This is a genomic window from Novilysobacter viscosus (assembly GCF_046600715.1).
Classification (GTDB): Bacteria; Pseudomonadota; Gammaproteobacteria; order Xanthomonadales; family Xanthomonadaceae; genus Lysobacter_C; species Lysobacter_C viscosus.
In genome coordinates this window covers 149,929-169,382 of the sequence record NZ_JBJMAV010000004.1, presented here as the reverse complement: position 1 = coordinate 169,382, position 19,454 = coordinate 149,929, and the positions used below count along the sequence as shown (strand labels likewise).

Genomic DNA, 19,454 nt, shown 5'->3' with positions numbered 1-19,454 from the left:
GGATGTCGCGCGCGTCGGCGGGACCGCCCCGCCGCCGCTGCGCGCTCGATGACCTGGGTCAACGCAGGGGGGAGCGGGTCGGCGACAATGTCGGCCCGCTTTTTTGCTTTTCCCGTGCCCATGCCCGACCACGCACCGCTGGACGAACACGCCATCGCCACCCTGGTGGCCCGGTTCTACGACCGCGTGCGGCGCGATCCCGAGCTGGGGCCGGTGTTCAATGCCGCGGTCCACGACTGGGACGCACACAAGGCCACCCTGGTCGACTTCTGGTGTTCGGTCGCGCTGCGTGCCGCGCGTTATCGCGGCAACCCGATGGCAGCACATCGCGGTCATCACATCCACGCCGAACACTTCACCACCTGGCTGGCGCTGTGGGAACGCACCGCGATGGAGACCGTCGGCCCGGACAACACCCGGATACTGATGGACATCGCCGAGCGCATCAGCGGCAGCCTGCAGTACGGGCTCGGCCTGGACCCGAAGCGGCGGCCGCTGGGGTTGTCGGTAATCGGACGCTGACCCGCGCCGCACGTTGGAGCGGAACGATCCGGGCGTGTTCTGTGCACTGGATGGTTTACGGTGCACGCCATGAGCACAGCAAACGCCCCCGTCCGGTTCAAGGCCCGCCTGCTTCGGCCCGCCAAGCCCGCCAATGCGACGTGGACCTTCCTTGTGGTGCCCAAGGCAGCCAGCGCGAAACTGCCCTCGCGTGGCCAGGTCGGGGTTGAAGGAACGCTGGCCGGCCAGGCCTTCACCGCGGTGATGGAACCCGACGGCCAGGGCAACCATTGGATGAAGGTGGGGCGGACACTCCGGGAAGCCACCGGAGCGGAGGCCGGTGATACGGTCCAGCTGGAAATCACCCCGTCGGGAACGATGCCCGAACCGCGCCTGCCAGCCGGGCTGCGCAAGGCACTGGCCGATTCGCCCGACGCCCGGGCGACATGGGATGACATCACCCCCGCCGCGCGCCACGACTGGATCGCCTGGATCGCCTCGGCCAAGCGCGAGGACACGCGCGTGCGGCGGATCGGCAACGCCTGCGACATGCTGGCGACGGGCAAGCGCCGGGTGTGCTGCTTCGACCGCTCCGGCATGTACGGCAAGGGCGTTTCGGCCCCCGAGGCGGCGTCCACCTAGGCCAGGCCCTCAGTCGCCACCGCTGCGGTCGGTCACGACTACGCGGTCGCGGCCACCGTCCTTGGCGCGGTACATGGCGTTGTCGGCCGCGGTCATCAGGTCGGCAAGCGAGTCGCCGCGGCGTGCCACCACCAGCCCGCCACTGAAGCTCACCGCCGGCGAGCCCTGCGCGAGGTCGCCGCGGACGTGGCGGGTAAACGCCAATGCCTGCGGCGCGCCCGCGCCGGGCAGGACGCAGGCGAACTCTTCACCGCCCAGGCGGGCCGCCACCCCATCGGCGATCCGTGCCTCCAGCACGCGTCCGACCAGGCCCAGCACGCGATCGCCCACGACATGGCCATGGGTGTCGTTGAGTTGCTTGAAGTGGTCCAGGTCCAGGAACACCAGCGCCACCGGGGTGCGCATTTCGTAGCAACGGCGCAGCACATCGCTGGCATGCACCTGCCAGCCGCGCCGGTTGTGCAGGCCGGTCAGCGGATCCATGCGCGATTGCCGCGTGGCCTCTTCCACCATCCGCCGGTAGCGGATGGTCATGTCGGAGCGCAGCCTTCGCAACAGCAGGCCGGCCCCGATGCCGATGGCCAGGTACAGGGCCACGGCCCACGAGGCGACCGGGTCCGGGGGAGACAACACCAGGTACGCGGTCACGCCCAGTACGCACAGGGCCGCCAAGGTCAGTGCGCTGCCCAGCCGCGCCAACAGTGGAATGCCGATGGGAGGAAGCAGCCAGGCGCCCCCCAGCGACACCACCCCCTCGTCGGCCCAGCGCACGCCGGGGGTGGAGATCACCGTCATCACCGCGGCCACGTAGACGAGGGCCGATGCGGCTTCGGTCGTAAGGTTGCGCGAGCGCCGGCTCAGCCACAGTGCGGCGCACGCCACGGCCAGCGCACCCGCGTGGACGGCCAACGGCCGTTGCACCGGCCAGACTCCCGCCAGCGCCAGGCCGACCTTGGCCGCGGCCAACCCCAGCAGCAGCACGAACAGGGCATCGAGCGCGGCGCGCGTCTGCACTTCCTGCCAGTTCACGACCGCCTGCCGCTCCGCGGGATCCATGAGGGCCAGATCGCCCTCCAGCCACACATGCAGTCGCGAACGCCATCGTGCATGACCGGCCGCAGCCGCGGCCCGGCTGGGAATCTCAGGTTTGGGCGCCTTGGACATGGGCGGACTCTAAAGGCCCCGGGCGCACCGGCACCGTGAACCGGCGGGTTGATCGGTCACGCTGCCGAGGTAGAGTGGGATCACGCCAACGCAACGCCGCTTAAGAGCAGCTGAGCCGAAACCGCCAAAGCGCCGATCCATGCAGTCGTCTTTCCGCTCGCGGGTCCATGGTGCAACGATTCCCCCGAATTGCCGCCCATGAAGTCCCCCTGCCCCGTTCCACCGCCAGAGCCTTCCAGCCCCGCCGACCACGCGTTGGTGGCAGCGGTGCTGGCCGGTCGCGCGCCCCAGGTTTGGGAGGCGATACAGGCAGGCGCGTGCGTGGATTGCGCAGGGCCCGACGGGCGCGCACTGGCATTCCACGCCCTGCGACACGTCAACGCCGAATGCCTGCGGATGTTGCTGGTGACGGGTGCCTGCAATGAGATCCAGTGTCCGCAGGGCGGCGGCCTGCTGCACTGGGCACTGCACGCCGCACCCGTCCGTGCGCTGTTGGCCGCGGGTTTGAAGGCGACGGCCAGGGACAACCATGGCGCCACCCCGCTTCACTATCCCAAGTCCCGTGACGCGGCCGAGCTGCTGGTGAATTCGGGGGTCGACCTGGGGGCCATGGACGCGGGGTGGCGAACGCCTCGGCAGGCGCTGATGGCCCATCTGGACGAGGCTCACCTTGCTGGCGACCGAACACTGGCATCGCAGCTCGACAAGAGCGTCGCATGGTTGGCGCACATGGCCGACACCGGTGGTGCAGCCCCACGCCAGCCACCACCTCCCACCACGGAAGGTTTGTGGGCGACATGGAGGGCGCATGCCCTGACGAGGCGGTGAGCGGTTTCGACCGCTCGGGCCGCGCCCTCCAGGGCCTAGCCCTCTTCAACACGGCGTAGCGCTGGGGGCGGGCGCACGGCAAACGGACGCCGCCCGCAAGCTATGGACCCCGCAGCCGCCCGGTATCGCGTGGCACCGGGCGGACGCGGTCGGATCAGTGCTTGAGCATCTCGTCGCGCGCATGCTCGGCGCGCGATGCACCGATCGCGGTTTCGACGTTCTTGACCTCTTCCGGCGGCGGCAGCACCGCGGGCAGGCCCAGCGACTGGATCCACAGCTCCCGGGTCCATCCGGTGGTGTGGTAGAGGTGGTGGTCCTCGTCCTCTTCCACTGCGTCGTACGCCGCCTTCAGCACCTTGGTCGCATCGCCCTGGCCTTTCTCGGCGATCAGGCCGATCAGCTCCCAGTTCATGTGGTCCTTGGTCTCTGCCAGTACCACGCATTCGCCGGCGACCAGCTCCGCGGCGGCCGGGTCGCCGGCCTTCTTGGCCATGTCCATGGCCATGATCAGCGATTGACCCAGGTGCGCGACGACTTCACGGCCGGGGGTACGCTTCTCCGGATCCAGGCCCAGCTGCTCGAACACGTTGAGTAGCACGGTGCGGTGGGTGCGGGTCTGCTCCAGGTATTCCTTCCATTCCTTCTTCAGGTCCGGATTGACCGCGCAGGAGATCGCGGTCTCATAGATTTTCACGCCGCCCATTTCGGTTTCCAGGGCCTGGTACAGCAGCTCGTTCAACTGGGCGGGGTCATATGCCTTGCGTGCCATCGGGTGCTCCTTGTTGGGGCTTCCGCGCGGGGCGCGCGGAACGTGGGGGGGAAGCCCACACGCTAGGTGGCCCACCGCTATCGCGCCGTGACGGCACCGATGGTCCCGGTGAACGCTTCAGCAGGCCCTGCCGCCCGTGTTTTCACCGCGGCCTTGCGCGCGCGCGCCGACACTTGGCCCATCCAGCCCACCGCGCAGGGAGTGCCCATGACGTCCGACTTCACCGTGTTCGACTGGGAGCGCCTGCTGCTGGGAATACCGCCCAAGCTGTACATGCTGGAGATCGGCCTGAAGGTGCTGATCATCTTCGCGATCCTGCTGCTGGTGTTGCGGTTGTTGGGCAAGCACGGCCAGCAGAACCTCAGCCCCATGCAGCAGCTGCTGATGATCGCGCTGGGTTCGGCCGCCGGCGATGCACTGCTCTACCCGGAGGTCCCGATCGCCTACGCTGCGGTCATCCTGCTGGGCGTGACCGCCTTGACCGTGGGCCTGGAGAAGCTCAGCGGACGTTTCCGCCCGGTGCGCAACTACGTCGAGTCGCGCCCGCGCATCCTGGTGAGGGACGGCACGATCCACTGGGACGCCCTCCACACCGAGCGCACGACGCGCAGGGAACTGTTCGCCGAACTGCGGCTCAAGGGCGCCAAGTCGCTGTCGCAGGTGGACTTCGCCATCCTGGAAGTGACCGGCGACATCAGTGTCTTCCTCAACGACGGCGAGCCCCGGGACCAGGACCTGCTCGACTACGTCGTGGACGAAGACGAAGGTGAGCCGTCCCCGGACCGGGCGGCCCCGGCCTGACGCCGGACGCACCGGTTCGACTGCCGGGCCCGCGCCGCGCATTTCGCCGGCGCCCGGCGATCCGATACGATCCACACCAGTTTCCGCCATCGCCCCCCATCCATGGACGAGCAACCGCAGCGAATGAATCGGGCCCAGGCCGATGCCATCGCCCGTGCATTCCTGCAACCCGACCAGCAGCGCGAGGCCAATCGCGCACGGCAGGCGCGGGAGGCGTGGGACGAGCGCGAACGGCGCAAGGTGGCCGCGATGACCCTGGTGGGGTTCGCCATCGGTGCGCCCATCGCGCACTACCTCGGGGTGTCGTTCACCCAGGGTGGCCTGTGGGGCGGCATCACCGGCGCCGCCGTGGGCTGGCTCTGGCTGGCCTGGCGCCGGCACCGCTACCACGCCGGAGCCGGCCGACAGTGAAAAGTGCTGTCGGGACGCCGATCTCGTAGGGCCTGGACCGCGGGGACACCTTCTACAGCGTGTACTGGGGTGCCGACCGGCTCAGCGACGCGCACCAAATCCACGGCGGTGTCCAAGTCAGCGTGGACGGCAGGCACGTTGCAGACGTCGAATGCACCGCGGACTCTGCGCGGCAGCCCATCGAAGGCATCGACCTGAGACCCACGCCGGACCCGATCCGACACGGCAGGGCCATGGCCCAGGCCTGCGGCCCAGCCGGGTGTACCGTCCCACCCCCTTGCACGCCCAGCCTCAGCGGGCATGGGATGCGCGCCCGGGCGGAGGCCCACGGGTGAAAACCCAATTAATGAACTCTCCAGTACACTGGCCCGCCGACATGCCGGCGCCCTGCCCATGCGTGCCCTGCCCCGCTCCTGGTTGATCGCCCTCGCCGCCGCACTTATGCTCGCCGCCTGCGCTGGCGAGGATGCCGGGCCGACCACCGACACCTCTGCCATGGCGGTCACCACCGCACCCGTGGTGCGCCGCGAACTGGCCAGTGGCATCACCGCCTCTGGACCGGTCACCGCAGTGGAAGAGATGCAGCTGGGCGTGGAACTGGGTGGCCAGCGGGTGACGGCGGTCAACGTCGACGAAGGCGAGGCGGTGGCACGCGGCGATGTGCTGCTCACCCTGGACGCGCGGACACTGGACTCCGACCTGGCCCAGGCGAACGCCGCACTCCGCGAAGCCGAGGCCGGCGCGGCGCTGGCACGCTCCAACCTCGCCCGCGGCAACCAGCTGGCGGCGGGCCAGTACATAAGCGCGGCGGCACTGGATGAACTGCGCGCCGGGCGGACCCAGGCCGAAGCCCGGGTGGGGACTGCCCGCGCCGCACGCGACGCCACGCAGCTGCGCCGCGACTTCGCCACCCTGCGCGCCCCGGCCAACGGCATCATTTCCGCGCGCCTGGTCCAGCCCGGCCAGGTGGTCGCGGCGGGTGGCGAGTTGCTGCGCCTGATCAAGGACGGCGCGCTCGAATGGCGCGCCGAGCTCTCCGCATCCGACCTGGGTGCGGTGGAACCGGGCGACCGCGTCGAGCTTCGCGACGGCAGCGGCGCGGCGGTCGTCGGCGTGGTCCGAGCGGTGTCCCCCGGGGTCGATGCCGCCACCCGCACGGGTACGGTGTTCGCCGACCTCCCCGAGCCCGGTGCCCTGCGGCCGGGTACCTATCTGGAAGGCCGGATCCACACTGGCATGGCGAGGGTGCCGGTCGTGCCTGTTGCCGCAGTCGTGCTCCGGGACGGCTTTCCCTCGGTGTTCGTGGTCGGCGGGGACGGCACGGTGTCGCTCAAGCGCATCGAGCGTGGGGGCAGCGACGACGGATTCGTCGAAGTACGCAGCGGCCTGGCTGCAGGCGCGCACGTGGTGACGCGCGGCGCCGGGTTCCTGGCCGACGGCGACCGCGTGCGGGTGGTGCCGGCATCGACTGCGCCCACGGCCGAAGACGCACCACGCGCTGGCGGAGCCACCGCCCGATGAGCGGCGGCGGCACGCTGTCGTCCTGGGCAATCCGCCGCCCATTGCCGGCGATCATGGTGTTCTTCGTGCTGTGCGTGGCCGGCATATGGGGCTTCATCCAGCTGCCGGTGGCGCGCTTTCCCGACATCGCGTTCCCGATGACCACGGTGACCGTGCTGCAGCCGGGCGCTTCGCCGTCGCAGCTGGAAACCGAGGTCACCCGCCGCATCGAGGACTCGGTGGCGACGATCCCCGACATCAAGCGCGTGGTGTCCACCGTCACCGAGGGCACCAGCACGACGATGATCGAGTTCGAGCTGTCGGTGGACATCGACGCCGCACTCGACGAGACCAAGGATGCGGTGACGCGGGTGCGCACCGAGCTGCCGCAGGACATCCAGGAACCACTGGTCAGCAAGGTCGAGATCGGCGGTGCGCTGCTGACCTACGCGGTGTCCGCGCCGGCGATGGCGCCCGACCAGCTGTCGTGGTTCGTCGACCGCGACGTGGCACGCGCGCTGTACGGCGTGGACGGGGTGGCGCAGGTCTCGCGCATCGGCGGCATCGAACGCCAGATCCGCATCGATCTCGACCCGCAGCAGCTCCAGGCCTTCGGGGTCACGGCATCGGAAGTGAGCCGGCAGCTGGCCCGCATCCAGGTGGAGCGCCCAGGCGGGCGGACCGAAATCGGCGGCGAGCAGCAGACCATCCGCACCGTGGGCACGGTCGAGGACGTGCAGCAGCTGCGCGGCTTCACCATCAGCCTGGCCGACGGACGCGCGGTGCGGCTGTCGTCCATCGCCACCGTGACCGATGCCGCCGCCGACCCCAGCCAGGTCGCGCTGCTGGACGGCGAGCCGGTGGTGGGTTTCTCGGTCTCGCGCAGCCGGGGTTCGGACGAACTCGACGTCAAGGCCGAGGTCCAGCAGACGCTCGAGGCCCTGGCTGCGTCGCGCCCGGGGGTGGAGTTCGACCTGGTCAGCAACATGGTCGACGAGACCGAGCGCTCGTATTCCTCGTCCATGACCATGCTGTGGGAAGGCGCGCTGCTGGCGCTGGTGGTGGTGTGGCTGTTCCTGCGCGACTGGCGGGCGACGTGGGTGAGCGCGGTGGCGCTGCCGCTGTCGATCATCCCGACCTTCGCGGTGATCCACCTGCTGGGCTTCTCGCTCAACATCATCACCCTGCTGGCGCTGTCGGTGGTGGTGGGCATCCTGGTGGACGACGCGATCGTCGAGATCGAGAACATCGTGCGCCACCTGGGCATGGGCAAGACCCCGCGCGAGGCGGCCCGCGAGGCCGCCGACGAGATCGGCACCGCGGTGGTGGCGACCTCGGCCACGCTGGCGGCGGTGTTCGTGCCGGTGGCGTTCATGCCCGGCATTGCCGGCAAGTTCTTCCGCGAGTTCGGCTGGACCGCGGCCACGGCGGTGATGTTCTCGTTGCTGGTGGCGCGCCTGCTGACGCCGATGATGGCCGCGTACCTGCTCAAGCCGCATGCCGACAATGTCGCCGAATCGCGGCTGATGAAGCGCTACCTCGTGTGGGTGGATGCGGCCCTGCGCCACCGCGCGCGCACGCTGTGGATCGCCTTCGGGTTGTTCGTGCTGTCGCTGGCAATGGTGCCGTTCATCCCGACCACGTTCATTCCCACATCCGACCAGGGGCGCAGCAACCTCGGTATCGAACTGCCGCCCGGCACGCCCATCGAGGAAACCGTGGCGGTCGCCGAGCAGGCACGCGCGCGCCTGTCCGCCATCCCGGAAATGCGACAGGTATTCACCATGGTCGGCAGCGTGCTGGACCTGGGCGACCCCTCTCGCACCGGCACCGGCGATCCGCGCAAGGCCACGCTGGTGGTGGACTGGGGCCCGTCGAACGACCGCGACCGCGACCAGAAGGCACTGGAACAGGAGGTGCGGCAGCGCCTGGCCGACCTGCCGGGCACGCGGGTGAGCTTCGTCAGCGCCGAGCCGGGCGAACTGATGCAGCTGGTGCTGGCCGGCGACGACCCCGAGAAGCTCAGCGCCGCGGCGGCCGCGGTCGAGCGCGACCTGCGGCAACTGGAGGGGCTTGGCAGCATCTCGTCGTCGGCCTCGCTGCTGCGCCCGGAGATCCGCATCGTGCCCGATCCCGTGCGCGCGGCAGACCTAGGCGTGTCCACGGCCGACATCGCCGAAGCCGCCCGCGTCGCCACCGCGGGTGACTACACCCAGCGCATGGCCAAGCTGAACCTGCCGGACCGGCAGATCCCCATCCGGGTCGGCTTCGCGCGGGAGGACCTGCGCGAGCCGTCGCTGATCGGCCAGCTGCAGGTGCGCGGCAACCAGGGCCCCGTGCCGCTTTCAGCCGTGGCCGACATCGAAATGGGGAGCGGGCCATCGGTGGTGTCGCGCTACAAGCGCCAGCGCAACGTCACCCTGACCGCCGAGCTCAGCGGTCGGCCACTGGGCGATGCCATGCAGGAGGTGCAGCAGCTGCCCAGCGTCAACAACCTGCCCGCGGGCGTGGACTTCCTCAACACCGGCGACGCGGAAGTGTTCGTCGAGTTGTTCACCGGTTTCGCGCTTGCGATGGCGGCCGGCATCGTGTGCATCTACATGGTGCTGTTGCTGCTGTTCAACCACCCGTTGCAGCCGGTCACCATCCTGACCGCGGTCCCGCTGTCGGCCGGCGGTGCGTTCGGCGCGCTGCTGCTGACCCAGAACATGCTCTCGCTGCCGGCACTGATCGGCCTGCTGATGCTGATCGGCGTGGCGACCAAGAACTCCATCCTGCTGGTGGACTATGCGGTGATGGCCGAGGACGAGCACGGCCTGTCGCAGCACGAGGCGCTGATCGACGCCTGCCGCAAGCGCGCCCGCCCGGTGGTCATGACCACGCTGGCGATGGGCGCGGGCATGCTGCCGCTGGCGCTGGGGCTGTCGGGCGATTCGAGCTTCCGCGCGCCGATGGCGTGGGCGGTGATCGGTGGCCTGATCACCTCCACCCTGCTGAGCCTGATCGTGGTGCCCGCGGCGTACACCGTGCTGCACGACGTGGGGGACTGGTTCTCGCGACGGTTCCGCGGCGGGAAGACGCAGGCCGCTACCGGCTGAAACGCAGATATGCCCATCCCTTCGTAGGAGCGACGTGAGTCGCGACCCGGACTTGCCCGTCGGGTTCGAGATCGCGACCCACCTCGCTCCAACAGGGGGGGCTGAAACCTCGCGGCACCCATGCCGCAGCGTACGGACACACCGCCGCCACGTCCTGCTAGGCTCCAGCCTCCACGTGGGGGAGCACATGGACAACACCAAGATGAATCCCGAACTCGCCCAGCGGATGCCGCTGCTGGTGATCGGCATCGGCCTCAATACGCTGGGCATCGTGATGGACGGTCTGGGCGCGTGGCGCTACGCACTGATGGGGCTCGGACTGGGGATGATGCTGGTGTTCCTGCTGCAGGCCATGCGCATCGTGCGCGAGGCGCAGACGGGCGACGACGACACCCCGTCCGACGGTTGAACCGCCGGTCACACCCGCCAGGCACGAGGCCACCAATGGACAGACGCACGTTCCTCGCAGCCGGCAGCATCGCCGCCACCGCACCGCTGGCAGGGTGGCCGGCGCTCTCGAGCACTGCGACGGGCGCGACGGCCGCGGCCAATTCCGCTCATCCGCACCCGCCGGTCAATTTCTGGTCCGATGGCCTCGGCCTGGGTCCAGTGGACTACGCCGCGCAACTGCAGGAAGCCGCGCGGACCGGGGCCTGGTCCCCCGACAGCTACTCCAACGGCGGCCTGGTGGCCGACATCGAGCGCGCGTTCGCGCAGCGGTTGGGCAAGCCGGCCGCGGTCTACCTGCCGTCGGGCACGCTGGCCAACCACCTGGCGGTACGAACGCTGGCCGGCGCCGGGCGCCGCGTGCTGGTGCAGGCCGAGAGCCACCTCTACAACGACAGCGGCGATGGCGCCGCCACGCTGAGCGGGCTCAACCTGGTGCCGCTGGCGAAAGGGCGCGCGACGCTGTCCGTCGAGGACGTTGCGCCGTGGGTCGAGCGCTCCAGTGGCGGACGCGTTCCCAACGAGGTCGGCGTGATCTCCGTGGAATCCCCGGTGCGGCGTCTGGACCATGCGATGGCGGACCTGGAGCAGACCGGACGCCTGTCCCGGTTCGCCCGCGAACGCGGCATCCGCCTGCACCTGGACGGCTCGCGCATGTTCAACCTGCCGCTGCACACCGGGCGCAGCGTGGCCGACGTCGCGGCGATGTTCGACACGGTGTACGTGTCGCTATGGAAGCACTTCAACGGCACGGCGGGTGCCGTACTGGCGGGCGATGAGGCGACGATCGCGGGCCTGTCGCATGTTCGCCGCATGTTCGGCGCTTCGCTGCCGCAGGCGTGGCCCACCCTGGCGCTGGTGCCCCTGCACCTGCCGCGCTACGAGGACGACTATGCGCGCGCCTGGGGCGCCGCCGACCGGTTGATCGCATTGCTTGAAGCCAGTGGCCGCTTCAGCGCACGCAAGGTCGAGAACGGCACCAGCCGGTTCCATCTGTCCGCACCCGGCGCCGACCTGGACGCGCTGGCGGGCCGCGCCGCCCAGCATGGCGTGCTGCTGCCGGGCGGCCCGCCCGACGCCACCGCCTTCGCGATGCAGGTCAACCCGTCGTTGCTGCATCGTCCGCCGGAAGCCATCAGCCAGGCCCTGCTGGCCTCGCTCGACGCGTGACCCAGGACAGCGGCACCGCCATCAGCCCGGGGACGCGGCCATCGCCCTACCGGCCAGGGCGCCTGCCGGAGTCGTCGCCTCCGGGATGTCCGTGCCCGCCCCCGTTCGCGCCAACGCCGGCACTTCTACCCGTGGCAGCAATCGCGCGGTGAAGTGGGGATCCTCGTAATAGCGGATCTTCGTGCACTTGATCGGGTGCGCCAGGCCTTCGTACACCAGCACCTGCTGCCGGGGCCCCATCGCCTTGAGTTCCTGCGGCAGCATCAGCGCGCGGCGCTCCTCGGACTCGTTGATCGACACGTCGCGACGCAGGCCGCGTTGGCGGGTCCTGTTCCGCCGGCGCACGGTGGTGTAGCCGAGCATCTCCGAGTAGTCGTTGGCGTCGCGCTGCTCGCGCGGGGCGAACAGGATCTGCATGGCGTGGTTGGTCACCAGGGTGCGCGCGACGTCCTTGCCATATACCGCGTCGAGCTGGGCCAGCGACTGGATGATCGGCAACAGGCGCAGGTTGTAGCCGGCCATGTACGCCACCGCCGAGGCGATGATGTCCACGCGGCCGATGGCGGTGAACTCGTCCATCAGCAACAGGCACTGGTGCCTGAGCGCGGGGTTCGCCTGCGGCAGCTCGCGCGTGTTGAGGTGGATGAGCTGGCTGAAGAACAGGTTGAGGATGAGCTTGGCCTCGGCCAGCTTGTTGGGCGCGATGGCCACGTAGATGCTCATCGGCCGCTTGCGCACGTCGGTCAACAGGAAGTCGTTGGCGCTGGTGGCCGCGTCCAGCACGGGGCTGACCCAGGGGTTGAGCGGCTCCTTGAGCGTGCCCAGGATGGACGCGAGCGTTTCCTCGGCCTGGGACAGCAGGGTGGCGAAGGCGTTGCGCGCCGGCCCGCCCAGGAACGGCTGCCGGGAAAGCGCCAGCAGGTGATCGCGCACCGCCGTGCCATCGCCCGAGGACAGGCGCAGCAGCCGGCCCAGCGTGGGGAACTGGTACAGCGATTCGGGCATGCCGGTGTCGACCTGGTCGTCGAAGTTCTCGAACAGGTACAACGCGAAGGCAAGGAACGCATTGCGCGCCTGGCTGACCCAGAACTTCTGCTTGTCGTCACCGTCCGGGTACAGCATGGCCGCGATGGCCTGCAGGTCCGACACGCGCAGTGCAGGGTCCTGGCTGACGTAGGCCAGCGGGTTCCAGCGGTGCGTGCGGCCATCCTCGGCGAACGGATTGAACAGGTACACCGACTGGCCCTGCTCCTCGCGCCAGCCGCTGGTGAGGTCGAAGTTCTCCTGCTTGATGTCGAGAACGACCACCGAGCCGCGGTACTCCAGAAGGTTGGGTACCACCACGCCCACCCCCTTGCCCGACCGCGTCGGCGCGGCCAGCAGCGCGAACTGCTGGCCCGGAAGCCGCACCAGCTTGCGGCCCAGGCGCCCGACCACGAGGCCATCGTCGCTGGGCTTGAGCAGGCCGAGCCGCGCAAGTTCCCGGCCACGGGCGAAGCGCGCATCGCCATGCAGCGCCTGTCTGGCGGGTCGCAACACCAGGTACAGCGGAGCAGTGGCGAGCAGCGCGGGCAGGCCGAAGCCGACCCAGCCGGCCAGGCGCACACGCCCGGCATGCGGGGCCAGCTGCGGCAGGTCCAGTACCCGCGCGTAGCCCCACCAGGTGGTCCACTGCAGCGGTGCGTCCACCTGCAGCAGCGCCAGCGCAAGCCAGCCGGAGAAATACAGCCCTGCAATGCCGGCGGCGGCCACGCTCGCAAGCGCCAGCCCGGTTCGGGTCGTGGAGGGAATCATCGTCAACATCCTTGTCGGGCCGCCGTGCGGCGGCGTGGGCCAGTGCCCCACTCCGGGGGCAGGGCGAATCATAAGCCGACGCGCCGGCCGCCTGTCACGGCGGCTGCACGGGGTCGCCCTGCTAGTATCGGTTCCGTTTCATAGTTCCACACCGCCCCCGCCCCCACTGCACCCCATGGACGACGACCCTCGAACGCCCCGCGGACGCACCCTGCGTCCGACCCCGCCATGCCACCGGCACGCCCCGGGCCCGACGCCTGATCGACTGGAGGCGCCGACATGTTCGAGCTGACCGTCGTCCTGGTGCTCATCGCCCTGAACGCCTTCTTCGCCCTGTCGGAGATGTCGGTGGTGACGGCCCGCAAGCCGCGCCTGCGCCAACTCGGCTCCAGGAACCGGGGCGCACGCAAGGCGCTTGAGCTGGCCGAGCATCCCGAGCGGTTCCTGTCCACCGTGCAGGTCGGCATCACCCTCATCGCGATCCTCACCGGCATGTTCGGTGGCGACGCCATCGGTCGTGAAATCGGCCTGTGGCTGGCGGCCAACGTGCCGGCGCTGGGCGAATACGCCAGCGACGTGGGCGTGGTGCTGGCAGTGGCGCTGATCACCTACCTCACCATCGTGCTGGGCGAACTGCTGCCCAAGCGGCTGGCATTGCTCGCGCCCGAGCGGCTGGCGAGCACGGTGGCAACCCCCATGCATGTCATCGCACGCGCCGCGACCCCCGCGGTGTGGCTGCTGAGCATGAGCACCCGCTACCTGCTCAAGCTCATGCGCCTGGACAAGACGCAGGCCGCGCAGGTCACCGAAGAGGAGATCCGCATGCTGGTGAGCGAAAGCCACGAGCAGGGCGTGATCGATGCCGACGAGCGCAAGATGATGTACCGGGTGCTGAGCCTGGGCGACCGCACCGCTGAAAGCATCATGACGCCGCGCACGCGCATCACCTGGGTGGACGTGGACGCCGCGGTCGAGGACAACCTGCGCACGATGCGCGAGAGCCCGTTCTCGCGCTTCCCGGTGTACCGCGGCAACGACCGCGAGGTCATCGGCGTGCTGGAGGCCAAGTCGCTGCTCGAAGACCTGGGCGTGGCCAATCCGGACCTGTTCAACCGGTTGCGCGAGGCGCTGTTCGTGTCCGAATCCACCCATGCGCTGAAGCTGCTGGAGATTTTCCGCGAGGAGCAGCAATCGCTGGCGCTGGTGGTGGACGAGTACGGCGACATCACCGGCCTGGTCACGATCAACGACCTCATGGGCGCGGTGATCGGCCGCATCCAGTCGCACGAGTCGGTGCCCGCGGACGCCCCGGTGATCCGTCGCGACGACGGTTCCTACCTGATCGACGGCTCGCTGCATGTCGATGACCTGCGCGAGCTGCTGGACGGCCAGCGCCTTCCCGACGAGGACACGCACGACTTCCACACTGCCGCGGGCATGGTGATCGCCCATTTCGGGCGCATCCCGCACGCCGGCGAGCACTTCAGCTGGGACGACTGGCGCGTGGAAGTGGTCGACCTCGACGGCCCGCGCATCGACAAGCTGCTGCTGCAGCGGGTGGCCGGCGACGAAGCGGTCCCATCCGATGACCCGACGCGCTAGGCCGGGCCCCGCGCCCGAGGCCGGCACGCGGGTGCTGCTGGATGCGTTCGCCGAGGGTGATCCCGACGAGGTGCTGCGCCTGGGCGATGTGTTCACCGGCCTGGGCCGGCGCTCGTTCGGCATGTTGCTGTTCGTCTCCACCCTGCCCGCCCTGATCCCGATCCCGGGGGTCGGGGGCGCGATCAGCGGGCCGCTGGTGGTGCTGGTGGGCCTGCAGCTGCTGGTGGGCCTGCGCAAGCCGTGGCTGCCCGGGTTCGTCGCCCGCCGAGGACCCCACCGCGCCGCCATGGCCCGGTTCCGCGACCTGCTTGCACCGTGGCTGACGCGACTGGAGCGCGTGGTCAAGCCGCACGCTGCAGCCATGCTCGACCATCGCCTGGCCAGCGCGGTGACCGGCCTGCTGCTGGTGCTGCTGGGGGTGCTGCTGGCCCTGCCCATTCCGCTGACCAACTACCTGTTCGCCGCGCTGCTGCTCGCATTTGCCTTGGCGCTGCTGGAACGCGACGGTCGCCTGATGGGCGTGGCGTGGGCGGCCGGCGCGGTCGCCATCGCGGTGTTCGGCGTGTTGTCGGGCAGCCTGCTGGGCGCGGCGGCGCGCTGGATCGACTTCCTGGTCTGACCGCCCCCGGGCATGGCCGGCGGGCGCCTTTCAGCCCAGCAGCGACTCGAATTCCTCGCGCGGAAGCGGGTGGCCCAGCCAGTACCCCTGGACCAGGTCGCATCCACGCTCGCGAAGCAGGTTGTACTGGCCTTCGCGCTCGACCCCTTCGGCCACTACGGTGATGCCCAGCGAATGGGCCATCGAGATGATCGCGGTGGTCAGCGCCAGGTCGTCGGGATCACGCAGGATGTCGGCGACGAAGCTGCGGTCGATCTTGACCCCGTCGATCGGTACCCGGCGCAGGTGGCTCAGGCCGGAGAAGCCGGTGCCGAAGTCGTCCAGCCAGATCTTGACGCCCTGCTGGCGCAGCTCGGCCAGCAGCCGGCTGACCTGGGCCTCGTCGCCGATGACCGCCGTTTCGGTCAACTCCAGGTGCAGGCAGCGCGCATCCAGGCCGGTGCGCTCCAGGCACTCGGCCACGACAAGCGGCAACGTGGTGGTGCGCAGCTGGCGCGGCGAGACGTTCACCGACACGAACAGCGGGCCCTTGTCGCCGCGCCGCTCCTGCCAGCGCACTGCATCCTTGCACGCCGCCTCAAGCACCTGCGGGCCCAGGGTTTCGATCAACCCGGTCTGCTCGGCCACCTCGATGAACACCGATGGCGCGACCATGCCGTGTTCGGGGTGCCGCCAGCGCAGCAGCGCCTCGGCCCCGACCATGCGGCCATTGGAAAGGTGGTAGACCGGCTGGTAGAGCACGCTCAGCTCGCCCCGGTCCCACGCCCCGCGCAACTCGCGTTCCAGGGTGACGCGGCGCTCCACCGCCTGGTCCATCGCGCGGCTGTAGAAGCGTTGGCAGTTCTTGCCCGCGACCTTGGCCTGGTACATCGCGATATCGCCATTCTTCATCAGCTGGGTGGCGATGGTGGCGTCGTCGGGGAACAGCGTGATCCCGATCGACATGCCCAGGAACAGCGGGCGCTCGCGTACGACCACCGGTTGGCGCATCGTCTCCACCAGCCGCTGCGCCAGGTCATTGGCCAGGCTGCGGATCGATCCGCCCATCCCCGGCTGGGTCAGGATGACGAATTCGTCGCCACCGAAGCGCGCCAGCACCGCGTCGCGTCCGCCATACAGCGCCACCACCTCCTGGATGCGCTGGGCGCACTGCAACAGCACTTCGTCGCCGGCATCGTGGCCGAGGGTGTCGTTGACCCGCTTGAAGTCGTCGATGTCGGCGAACAGCAGCGCCAGCGGCTCGCCCGCGCCCTGCAACTGCAGCACTCGCTGGTCCAGCGCCTCACGGAAAGCCAGCCGGTTGGGCAGGCCGGTCAGCGCGTCGGTGTACGCCATGCGGCGGATGTCGCGGTCGTGCCGCGCCACGCTGCGGCTCATCCGGCCGAAGGCGCGGGTCAGGTCGCCCACCTCGTCGCTGCGACTGCTGACCGGCGGCGCGATATCGTAGTCGCCCGCTTCGATGGATCGCGCCGAATCGGCCAGCTCGCGGATGGGCCGCACCAGCCAGCGCTGGGTCGACCACAGCATCGCCGCGCCCAGCACCAGCAGGCCCAGTCCCAGCGCCGCGATCCACCAGGAATGACGGCGGCCGAGGGTCTCCAGCCGTCCGCGCAGGTCGGCGACCGCGGCGTCCTCCATCTCTTTGACCGAGGCCAGGTCGAATCCGACCCGCACGCCGCCGATGCGCTCCTGGCCGATCATGATCGGCGAGGCGACGTCCATCAGCGTATCGGTGACCTGGACGTGCAGGCCGGTGGCCGCGACCGCTTCGTAGGCCAGCGCATCGTCCATGCGCTTGCCGTAGCTGGGGATCTCGTCGCTGCCGTCGTGGACGATGTTGCCTTCGTCATCGAACACGACCACGTACCGCGTGCCCGGCTGGCGCAACGCGACGGCGGTGATCTCGCCGATGGTGTCCAGGTCGAAGTAGTAAAGCGGATTGGTGAGCGATTCGGTCAGCTGGCTGACGGTGCCCGCCCCGCGCCTGCGCAGCCCGTCGCCGACCGCGTTGCTGAGCGCCTCGCGGCTGACCGCTTCAACCTCGCGCTGCATCCGGTCCTGCCGGTGCAGCATCAACGCCAGGCCTGACACGACCACCACCAGCGCCAGCGCCATCAGCGCCAGGAACCGGGCCTGCAGGCCCAGTCTCACGCTCATTCGACCTCCGCGCGGACGCGTTCGACGTCGCGTCCGATGCGCCCCAACGCCTGCAGGGAGGCGTCGTCCAGCGGCAGGAAGCGGGTGGTCTTGAAGAAGCGCAGCAGCGCGTCACCGGCATCGGGGTCGCGTGCGGCCTGGATCAGCACCTCGCGCAAGCGCGCCAGCACCGGCGCCTCCAGGTCCCCGCGTACCAGTTCGATCGCACGCGGGTAGTCGGCACTGCGCGCGAAGACCACCAGGTCGTCGCGGAAGGCGGCGGGCATGCGCTGGGGGTTGCCCCAGTCCAGGTTGCTCATCACCCCCACGTCCACCAGGCCCTTGTGCACCCAGGTGGAGATGTTGAGTTCAGAGCGCGCGAACAGGTAGCCCACCGCCTCGGACTGCATGCGGTCCTGCGGCGACAACAGGATTTCCAGCTGCAGCCCTTCGGCCAGCAGGGCGCCGGCGGGCACGAAGTAAGCGCTGGTGGAGGACGGCAACTGGAAGGCCAGGCGCCGACCCTTCAGGTCTCCCAGCCCGTCTATTCCGCTGTCGCGGCGGGCGAAGAAGACGCTGTGGTAGTGCTGCACGCCATCGCGCTCGGTCAGCAGCAGCGGCGCCGCATTGGCCCGCGCCTGCAGCAGCATGCCGGTACCGGCGGTCTCGGTCACCCAGTCCACGCGACCGCGCCGGAGATAGCTGGCCATCTGCTGGGCATCGCGCGCCATCAGGATCCGGCCTTCGCGGATGCCCACGTCCGCCATCCGCGGGACCACGTAGTCCAGAAGCGGCTTGAGCTGCTCGTAGTGCGACTTGGGGTCGTCGCTGATGCGCCCCAGCACCAGCACGCCGGGGTCGTCATAGACCTGGGGCGGCGCGGCCAGGGCGGCGCCCGCCGCAAGCGCGAGCACGAGCCCGGCCAGGCGACTGAAGCATGCGATCAAGGACGGCCCCGGAAACTGCAAAGACAGAGCGCGAGCGTAATGCAAGCCGGGCCCGCCGGATACCGTACCGAACGCCGCACCGGGCCTGGCGGCCGCACCCTAGGCCCCATCGTGGCCCGCCATCCGCGCCATGCGCTGGGCGTCGGCAAGCACGCCCCGCAGCAGTCGCACCTCGCGAACGTCCAGGTCGGCCCGCAGGAACACCCGCCGCAACTTGCGCATCGCCGACTCGGGCGCCCTGCCCTTGTGGAAGTCGATCTCGTCCAGGGTGTCGGCCAGCTGGGCGAAGAGGCCCTCCAGGTGCGCGTGGGTGGCGGGCTCGTCGCGCGGGTCCGCGGTGTCGGCGGACACGGTGGCATGCCCCCGGTCGCTCGACCCTGCCGGGGGAGCGGCGTCCCCCATCAGCGCCAGCCGCACCTCGTAGGCCACCACCTGCACCGCCGCGGCCAGGTTGAGCGAGCTGTAGTCCGGGTTGGCGGGGATGTGGATGGCCGCGTGGCACAGCTGCAGCTCGTCATTGTCCAGGCCGGTGCGTTCGCGCCCGAACACCAGCGCCACCTCGCCGCCAGCCGCCGCCGCGGCGACCGCGCGCGGGGCCGCTGCCCTTGGCGACAGCTCCTCCAGCGACACCCGCCGACTGCGTGCGGTGCAGCCCAGCACCAGCCGGCAATCGGCCACGGCATCGGCCAGGGTGGCGTGGACCTCCGCGGCCTGCAGTACGTCGTCGGCGCCCGCGGCCAACGCGCTGGACTCGGCGTTGGGCGCTTTCTCCGGCGCGACCAGCACCAGCCGCGCCAGGCCCATGGTCTTGAGCGCCCGTGCGGCCGAGCCGATGTTGCCGGGGTGCTGGGTGCCCACCAGCACCACCCGCAGGCGATGGCCCGTGGCAGCGTCAGCGGCGGGAAGGTCGGGGGCGGAGGCGGATGCGATGGTCATGGTGGGCAATGGTAAACTCCGCGGCCCCGTCGCCAGGACGGGCCCGCTCTTTTCCCCCGCCAGTCCGTCCCCCACCTCCCGCGAGGCCG

The 19,454-nt window shown here is 69.9% G+C and carries 16 protein-coding genes and 1 pseudogene; 11 read left to right on the top strand and 6 right to left on the bottom strand.

Translation table 11 applies throughout. From position 1 onward, the window contains the following. Nucleotides 1–120 precede the first annotated feature (120 nt). Nucleotides 121–522, top strand: a complete 402-nt coding sequence (locus tag ACJQWL_RS08335; RefSeq protein ID WP_330968817.1) for a group III truncated hemoglobin — start codon at nucleotides 121–123, stop codon at nucleotides 520–522. A gap of 69 nt (nucleotides 523–591) precedes the next feature. Then, nucleotides 592–1,143 carry a YdeI/OmpD-associated family protein gene (locus ACJQWL_RS08330; protein ID WP_330968816.1) on the top strand — a complete coding sequence of 184 codons (552 nt, stop codon included), beginning with the start codon at nucleotides 592–594 and terminating at the stop codon, nucleotides 1,141–1,143. Nucleotides 1,144–1,152: 9 nt separating this feature from the next. On the opposite strand, the gene ACJQWL_RS08325 is transcribed toward ACJQWL_RS08330, so the two are convergent. Continuing rightward, entirely contained in the window at nucleotides 1,153–2,307 is a 1,155-nt protein-coding gene (locus ACJQWL_RS08325) for a GGDEF domain-containing protein (protein WP_330968815.1), read from the bottom strand. 258 nt (nucleotides 2,308–2,565) lie between these two features. Here ACJQWL_RS08325 and ACJQWL_RS08320 point away from each other — a divergent pair, with 258 nt between their 5' ends. After that, complete coding sequence (locus ACJQWL_RS08320) at nucleotides 2,566–3,135, top strand: ankyrin repeat domain-containing protein (protein ID WP_411300823.1); 570 nt, start codon at nucleotides 2,566–2,568, stop codon at nucleotides 3,133–3,135. 154 nt (nucleotides 3,136–3,289) lie between these two features. Here the strand turns inward: ACJQWL_RS08320 and ACJQWL_RS08315 are convergent, their stop codons facing one another. Next, complete coding sequence (locus tag ACJQWL_RS08315; protein ID WP_330968813.1) at nucleotides 3,290–3,904, bottom strand: DUF892 family protein; 615 nt, start codon at nucleotides 3,902–3,904, stop codon at nucleotides 3,290–3,292. 207 nt (nucleotides 3,905–4,111) lie between these two features. Here ACJQWL_RS08315 and ACJQWL_RS08310 point away from each other — a divergent pair, with 207 nt between their 5' ends. The 6 genes from ACJQWL_RS08310 to ACJQWL_RS08285 all read left to right on the top strand — a co-directional run bounded on the left by ACJQWL_RS08310 (nucleotide 4,112) and on the right by ACJQWL_RS08285 (nucleotide 11,331). Then, the gene (locus ACJQWL_RS08310; RefSeq protein ID WP_330968812.1) at nucleotides 4,112–4,705 is read left to right on the top strand and encodes a DUF421 domain-containing protein; all 594 of its coding nucleotides are present in this window, start codon (nucleotides 4,112–4,114) and stop codon (nucleotides 4,703–4,705) included. 123 nt (nucleotides 4,706–4,828) lie between these two features. Then, on the top strand, nucleotides 4,829–5,116 hold the full coding sequence (locus ACJQWL_RS08305; protein WP_330968811.1) for a hypothetical protein: 288 nt from the start codon (nucleotides 4,829–4,831) through the stop codon (nucleotides 5,114–5,116). Between the two features lie 393 nt (nucleotides 5,117–5,509). Continuing rightward, the gene (locus tag ACJQWL_RS08300; protein ID WP_330968810.1) at nucleotides 5,510–6,637 is read left to right on the top strand and encodes an efflux RND transporter periplasmic adaptor subunit; all 1,128 of its coding nucleotides are present in this window, start codon (nucleotides 5,510–5,512) and stop codon (nucleotides 6,635–6,637) included. After that, nucleotides 6,634–9,714 carry an efflux RND transporter permease subunit gene (locus ACJQWL_RS08295; protein WP_330968809.1) on the top strand — a complete coding sequence of 1,027 codons (3,081 nt, stop codon included), beginning with the start codon at nucleotides 6,634–6,636 and terminating at the stop codon, nucleotides 9,712–9,714. The genes ACJQWL_RS08300 and ACJQWL_RS08295 overlap by 4 nt, the downstream gene beginning before the upstream one ends. Before the next feature lie 187 nt (nucleotides 9,715–9,901). Continuing rightward, nucleotides 9,902–10,123, top strand: a complete 222-nt coding sequence (locus ACJQWL_RS08290; RefSeq protein ID WP_330968808.1) for a hypothetical protein — start codon at nucleotides 9,902–9,904, stop codon at nucleotides 10,121–10,123. Between the two features lie 35 nt (nucleotides 10,124–10,158). Continuing rightward, a complete protein-coding gene (locus ACJQWL_RS08285; protein ID WP_330968807.1) occupies nucleotides 10,159–11,331 on the top strand; it encodes a threonine aldolase family protein in 1,173 nt (390 codons plus the stop codon). 96 nt (nucleotides 11,332–11,427) lie between these two features. Here the strand turns inward: ACJQWL_RS08285 and ACJQWL_RS08280 are convergent. Continuing rightward, nucleotides 11,428–13,122, bottom strand: a pseudogene (locus ACJQWL_RS08280) (type IV secretory system conjugative DNA transfer family protein); the annotation flags it as partial. A gap of 282 nt (nucleotides 13,123–13,404) precedes the next feature. Between ACJQWL_RS08280 and ACJQWL_RS08275 the strand changes: the two are divergent. Together ACJQWL_RS08275 and ACJQWL_RS08270 are read left to right on the top strand one after the other, a co-directional pair. Beyond that, a complete protein-coding gene (locus ACJQWL_RS08275) occupies nucleotides 13,405–14,727 on the top strand; it encodes a hemolysin family protein (RefSeq protein WP_330968806.1) in 1,323 nt (440 codons plus the stop codon). Beyond that, nucleotides 14,711–15,346 (top strand): exopolysaccharide biosynthesis protein, encoded by a 636-nt coding sequence (locus ACJQWL_RS08270; RefSeq protein WP_330968805.1) that lies wholly within the window; start codon nucleotides 14,711–14,713, stop codon nucleotides 15,344–15,346. The genes ACJQWL_RS08275 and ACJQWL_RS08270 overlap by 17 nt, the downstream gene beginning before the upstream one ends. 30 nt (nucleotides 15,347–15,376) lie before the next feature. Here the strand turns inward: ACJQWL_RS08270 and ACJQWL_RS08265 are convergent, their stop codons facing one another. From ACJQWL_RS08265 to ACJQWL_RS08255, 3 genes are all read right to left on the bottom strand, one after another. Then, nucleotides 15,377–17,503 carry a putative bifunctional diguanylate cyclase/phosphodiesterase gene (locus ACJQWL_RS08265; protein ID WP_330968804.1) on the bottom strand — a complete coding sequence of 709 codons (2,127 nt, stop codon included), beginning with the start codon at nucleotides 17,501–17,503 and terminating at the stop codon, nucleotides 15,377–15,379. Further along, nucleotides 17,500–18,429 (bottom strand): phosphate/phosphite/phosphonate ABC transporter substrate-binding protein, encoded by a 930-nt coding sequence (locus ACJQWL_RS08260; protein ID WP_411300822.1) that lies wholly within the window; start codon nucleotides 18,427–18,429, stop codon nucleotides 17,500–17,502. The genes ACJQWL_RS08265 and ACJQWL_RS08260 overlap by 4 nt, the downstream gene beginning before the upstream one ends. Before the next feature lie 99 nt (nucleotides 18,430–18,528). After that, on the bottom strand, nucleotides 18,529–19,365 hold the full coding sequence (locus ACJQWL_RS08255; protein ID WP_330968803.1) for an RNA methyltransferase: 837 nt from the start codon (nucleotides 19,363–19,365) through the stop codon (nucleotides 18,529–18,531). Nucleotides 19,366–19,454 lie beyond the last annotated feature (89 nt).

Coding starts and splice junctions, on each gene's coding strand:
- ACJQWL_RS08325 (WP_330968815.1), bottom strand. CDS start 2,307: ATGTCCAAGGCGCCCAAACCTGAGATTCCCAGCCGGGCCGCGGCTGCG.
- ACJQWL_RS08335 (WP_330968817.1), top strand. CDS start 121: ATGCCCGACCACGCACCGCTGGACGAACACGCCATCGCCACCCTGGTG.
- ACJQWL_RS08290 (WP_330968808.1), top strand. CDS start 9,902: ATGGACAACACCAAGATGAATCCCGAACTCGCCCAGCGGATGCCGCTG.
- ACJQWL_RS08285 (WP_330968807.1), top strand. CDS start 10,159: ATGGACAGACGCACGTTCCTCGCAGCCGGCAGCATCGCCGCCACCGCA.
- ACJQWL_RS08255 (WP_330968803.1), bottom strand. CDS start 19,365: ATGACCATCGCATCCGCCTCCGCCCCCGACCTTCCCGCCGCTGACGCT.
- ACJQWL_RS08305 (WP_330968811.1), top strand. CDS start 4,829: ATGAATCGGGCCCAGGCCGATGCCATCGCCCGTGCATTCCTGCAACCC.
- ACJQWL_RS08295 (WP_330968809.1), top strand. CDS start 6,634: ATGAGCGGCGGCGGCACGCTGTCGTCCTGGGCAATCCGCCGCCCATTG.
- ACJQWL_RS08310 (WP_330968812.1), top strand. CDS start 4,112: ATGACGTCCGACTTCACCGTGTTCGACTGGGAGCGCCTGCTGCTGGGA.
- ACJQWL_RS08315 (WP_330968813.1), bottom strand. CDS start 3,904: ATGGCACGCAAGGCATATGACCCCGCCCAGTTGAACGAGCTGCTGTAC.
- ACJQWL_RS08265 (WP_330968804.1), bottom strand. CDS start 17,503: ATGAGCGTGAGACTGGGCCTGCAGGCCCGGTTCCTGGCGCTGATGGCG.
- ACJQWL_RS08270 (WP_330968805.1), top strand. CDS start 14,711: ATGACCCGACGCGCTAGGCCGGGCCCCGCGCCCGAGGCCGGCACGCGG.
- ACJQWL_RS08330 (WP_330968816.1), top strand. CDS start 592: ATGAGCACAGCAAACGCCCCCGTCCGGTTCAAGGCCCGCCTGCTTCGG.
- ACJQWL_RS08300 (WP_330968810.1), top strand. CDS start 5,510: ATGCGTGCCCTGCCCCGCTCCTGGTTGATCGCCCTCGCCGCCGCACTT.
- ACJQWL_RS08275 (WP_330968806.1), top strand. CDS start 13,405: ATGTTCGAGCTGACCGTCGTCCTGGTGCTCATCGCCCTGAACGCCTTC.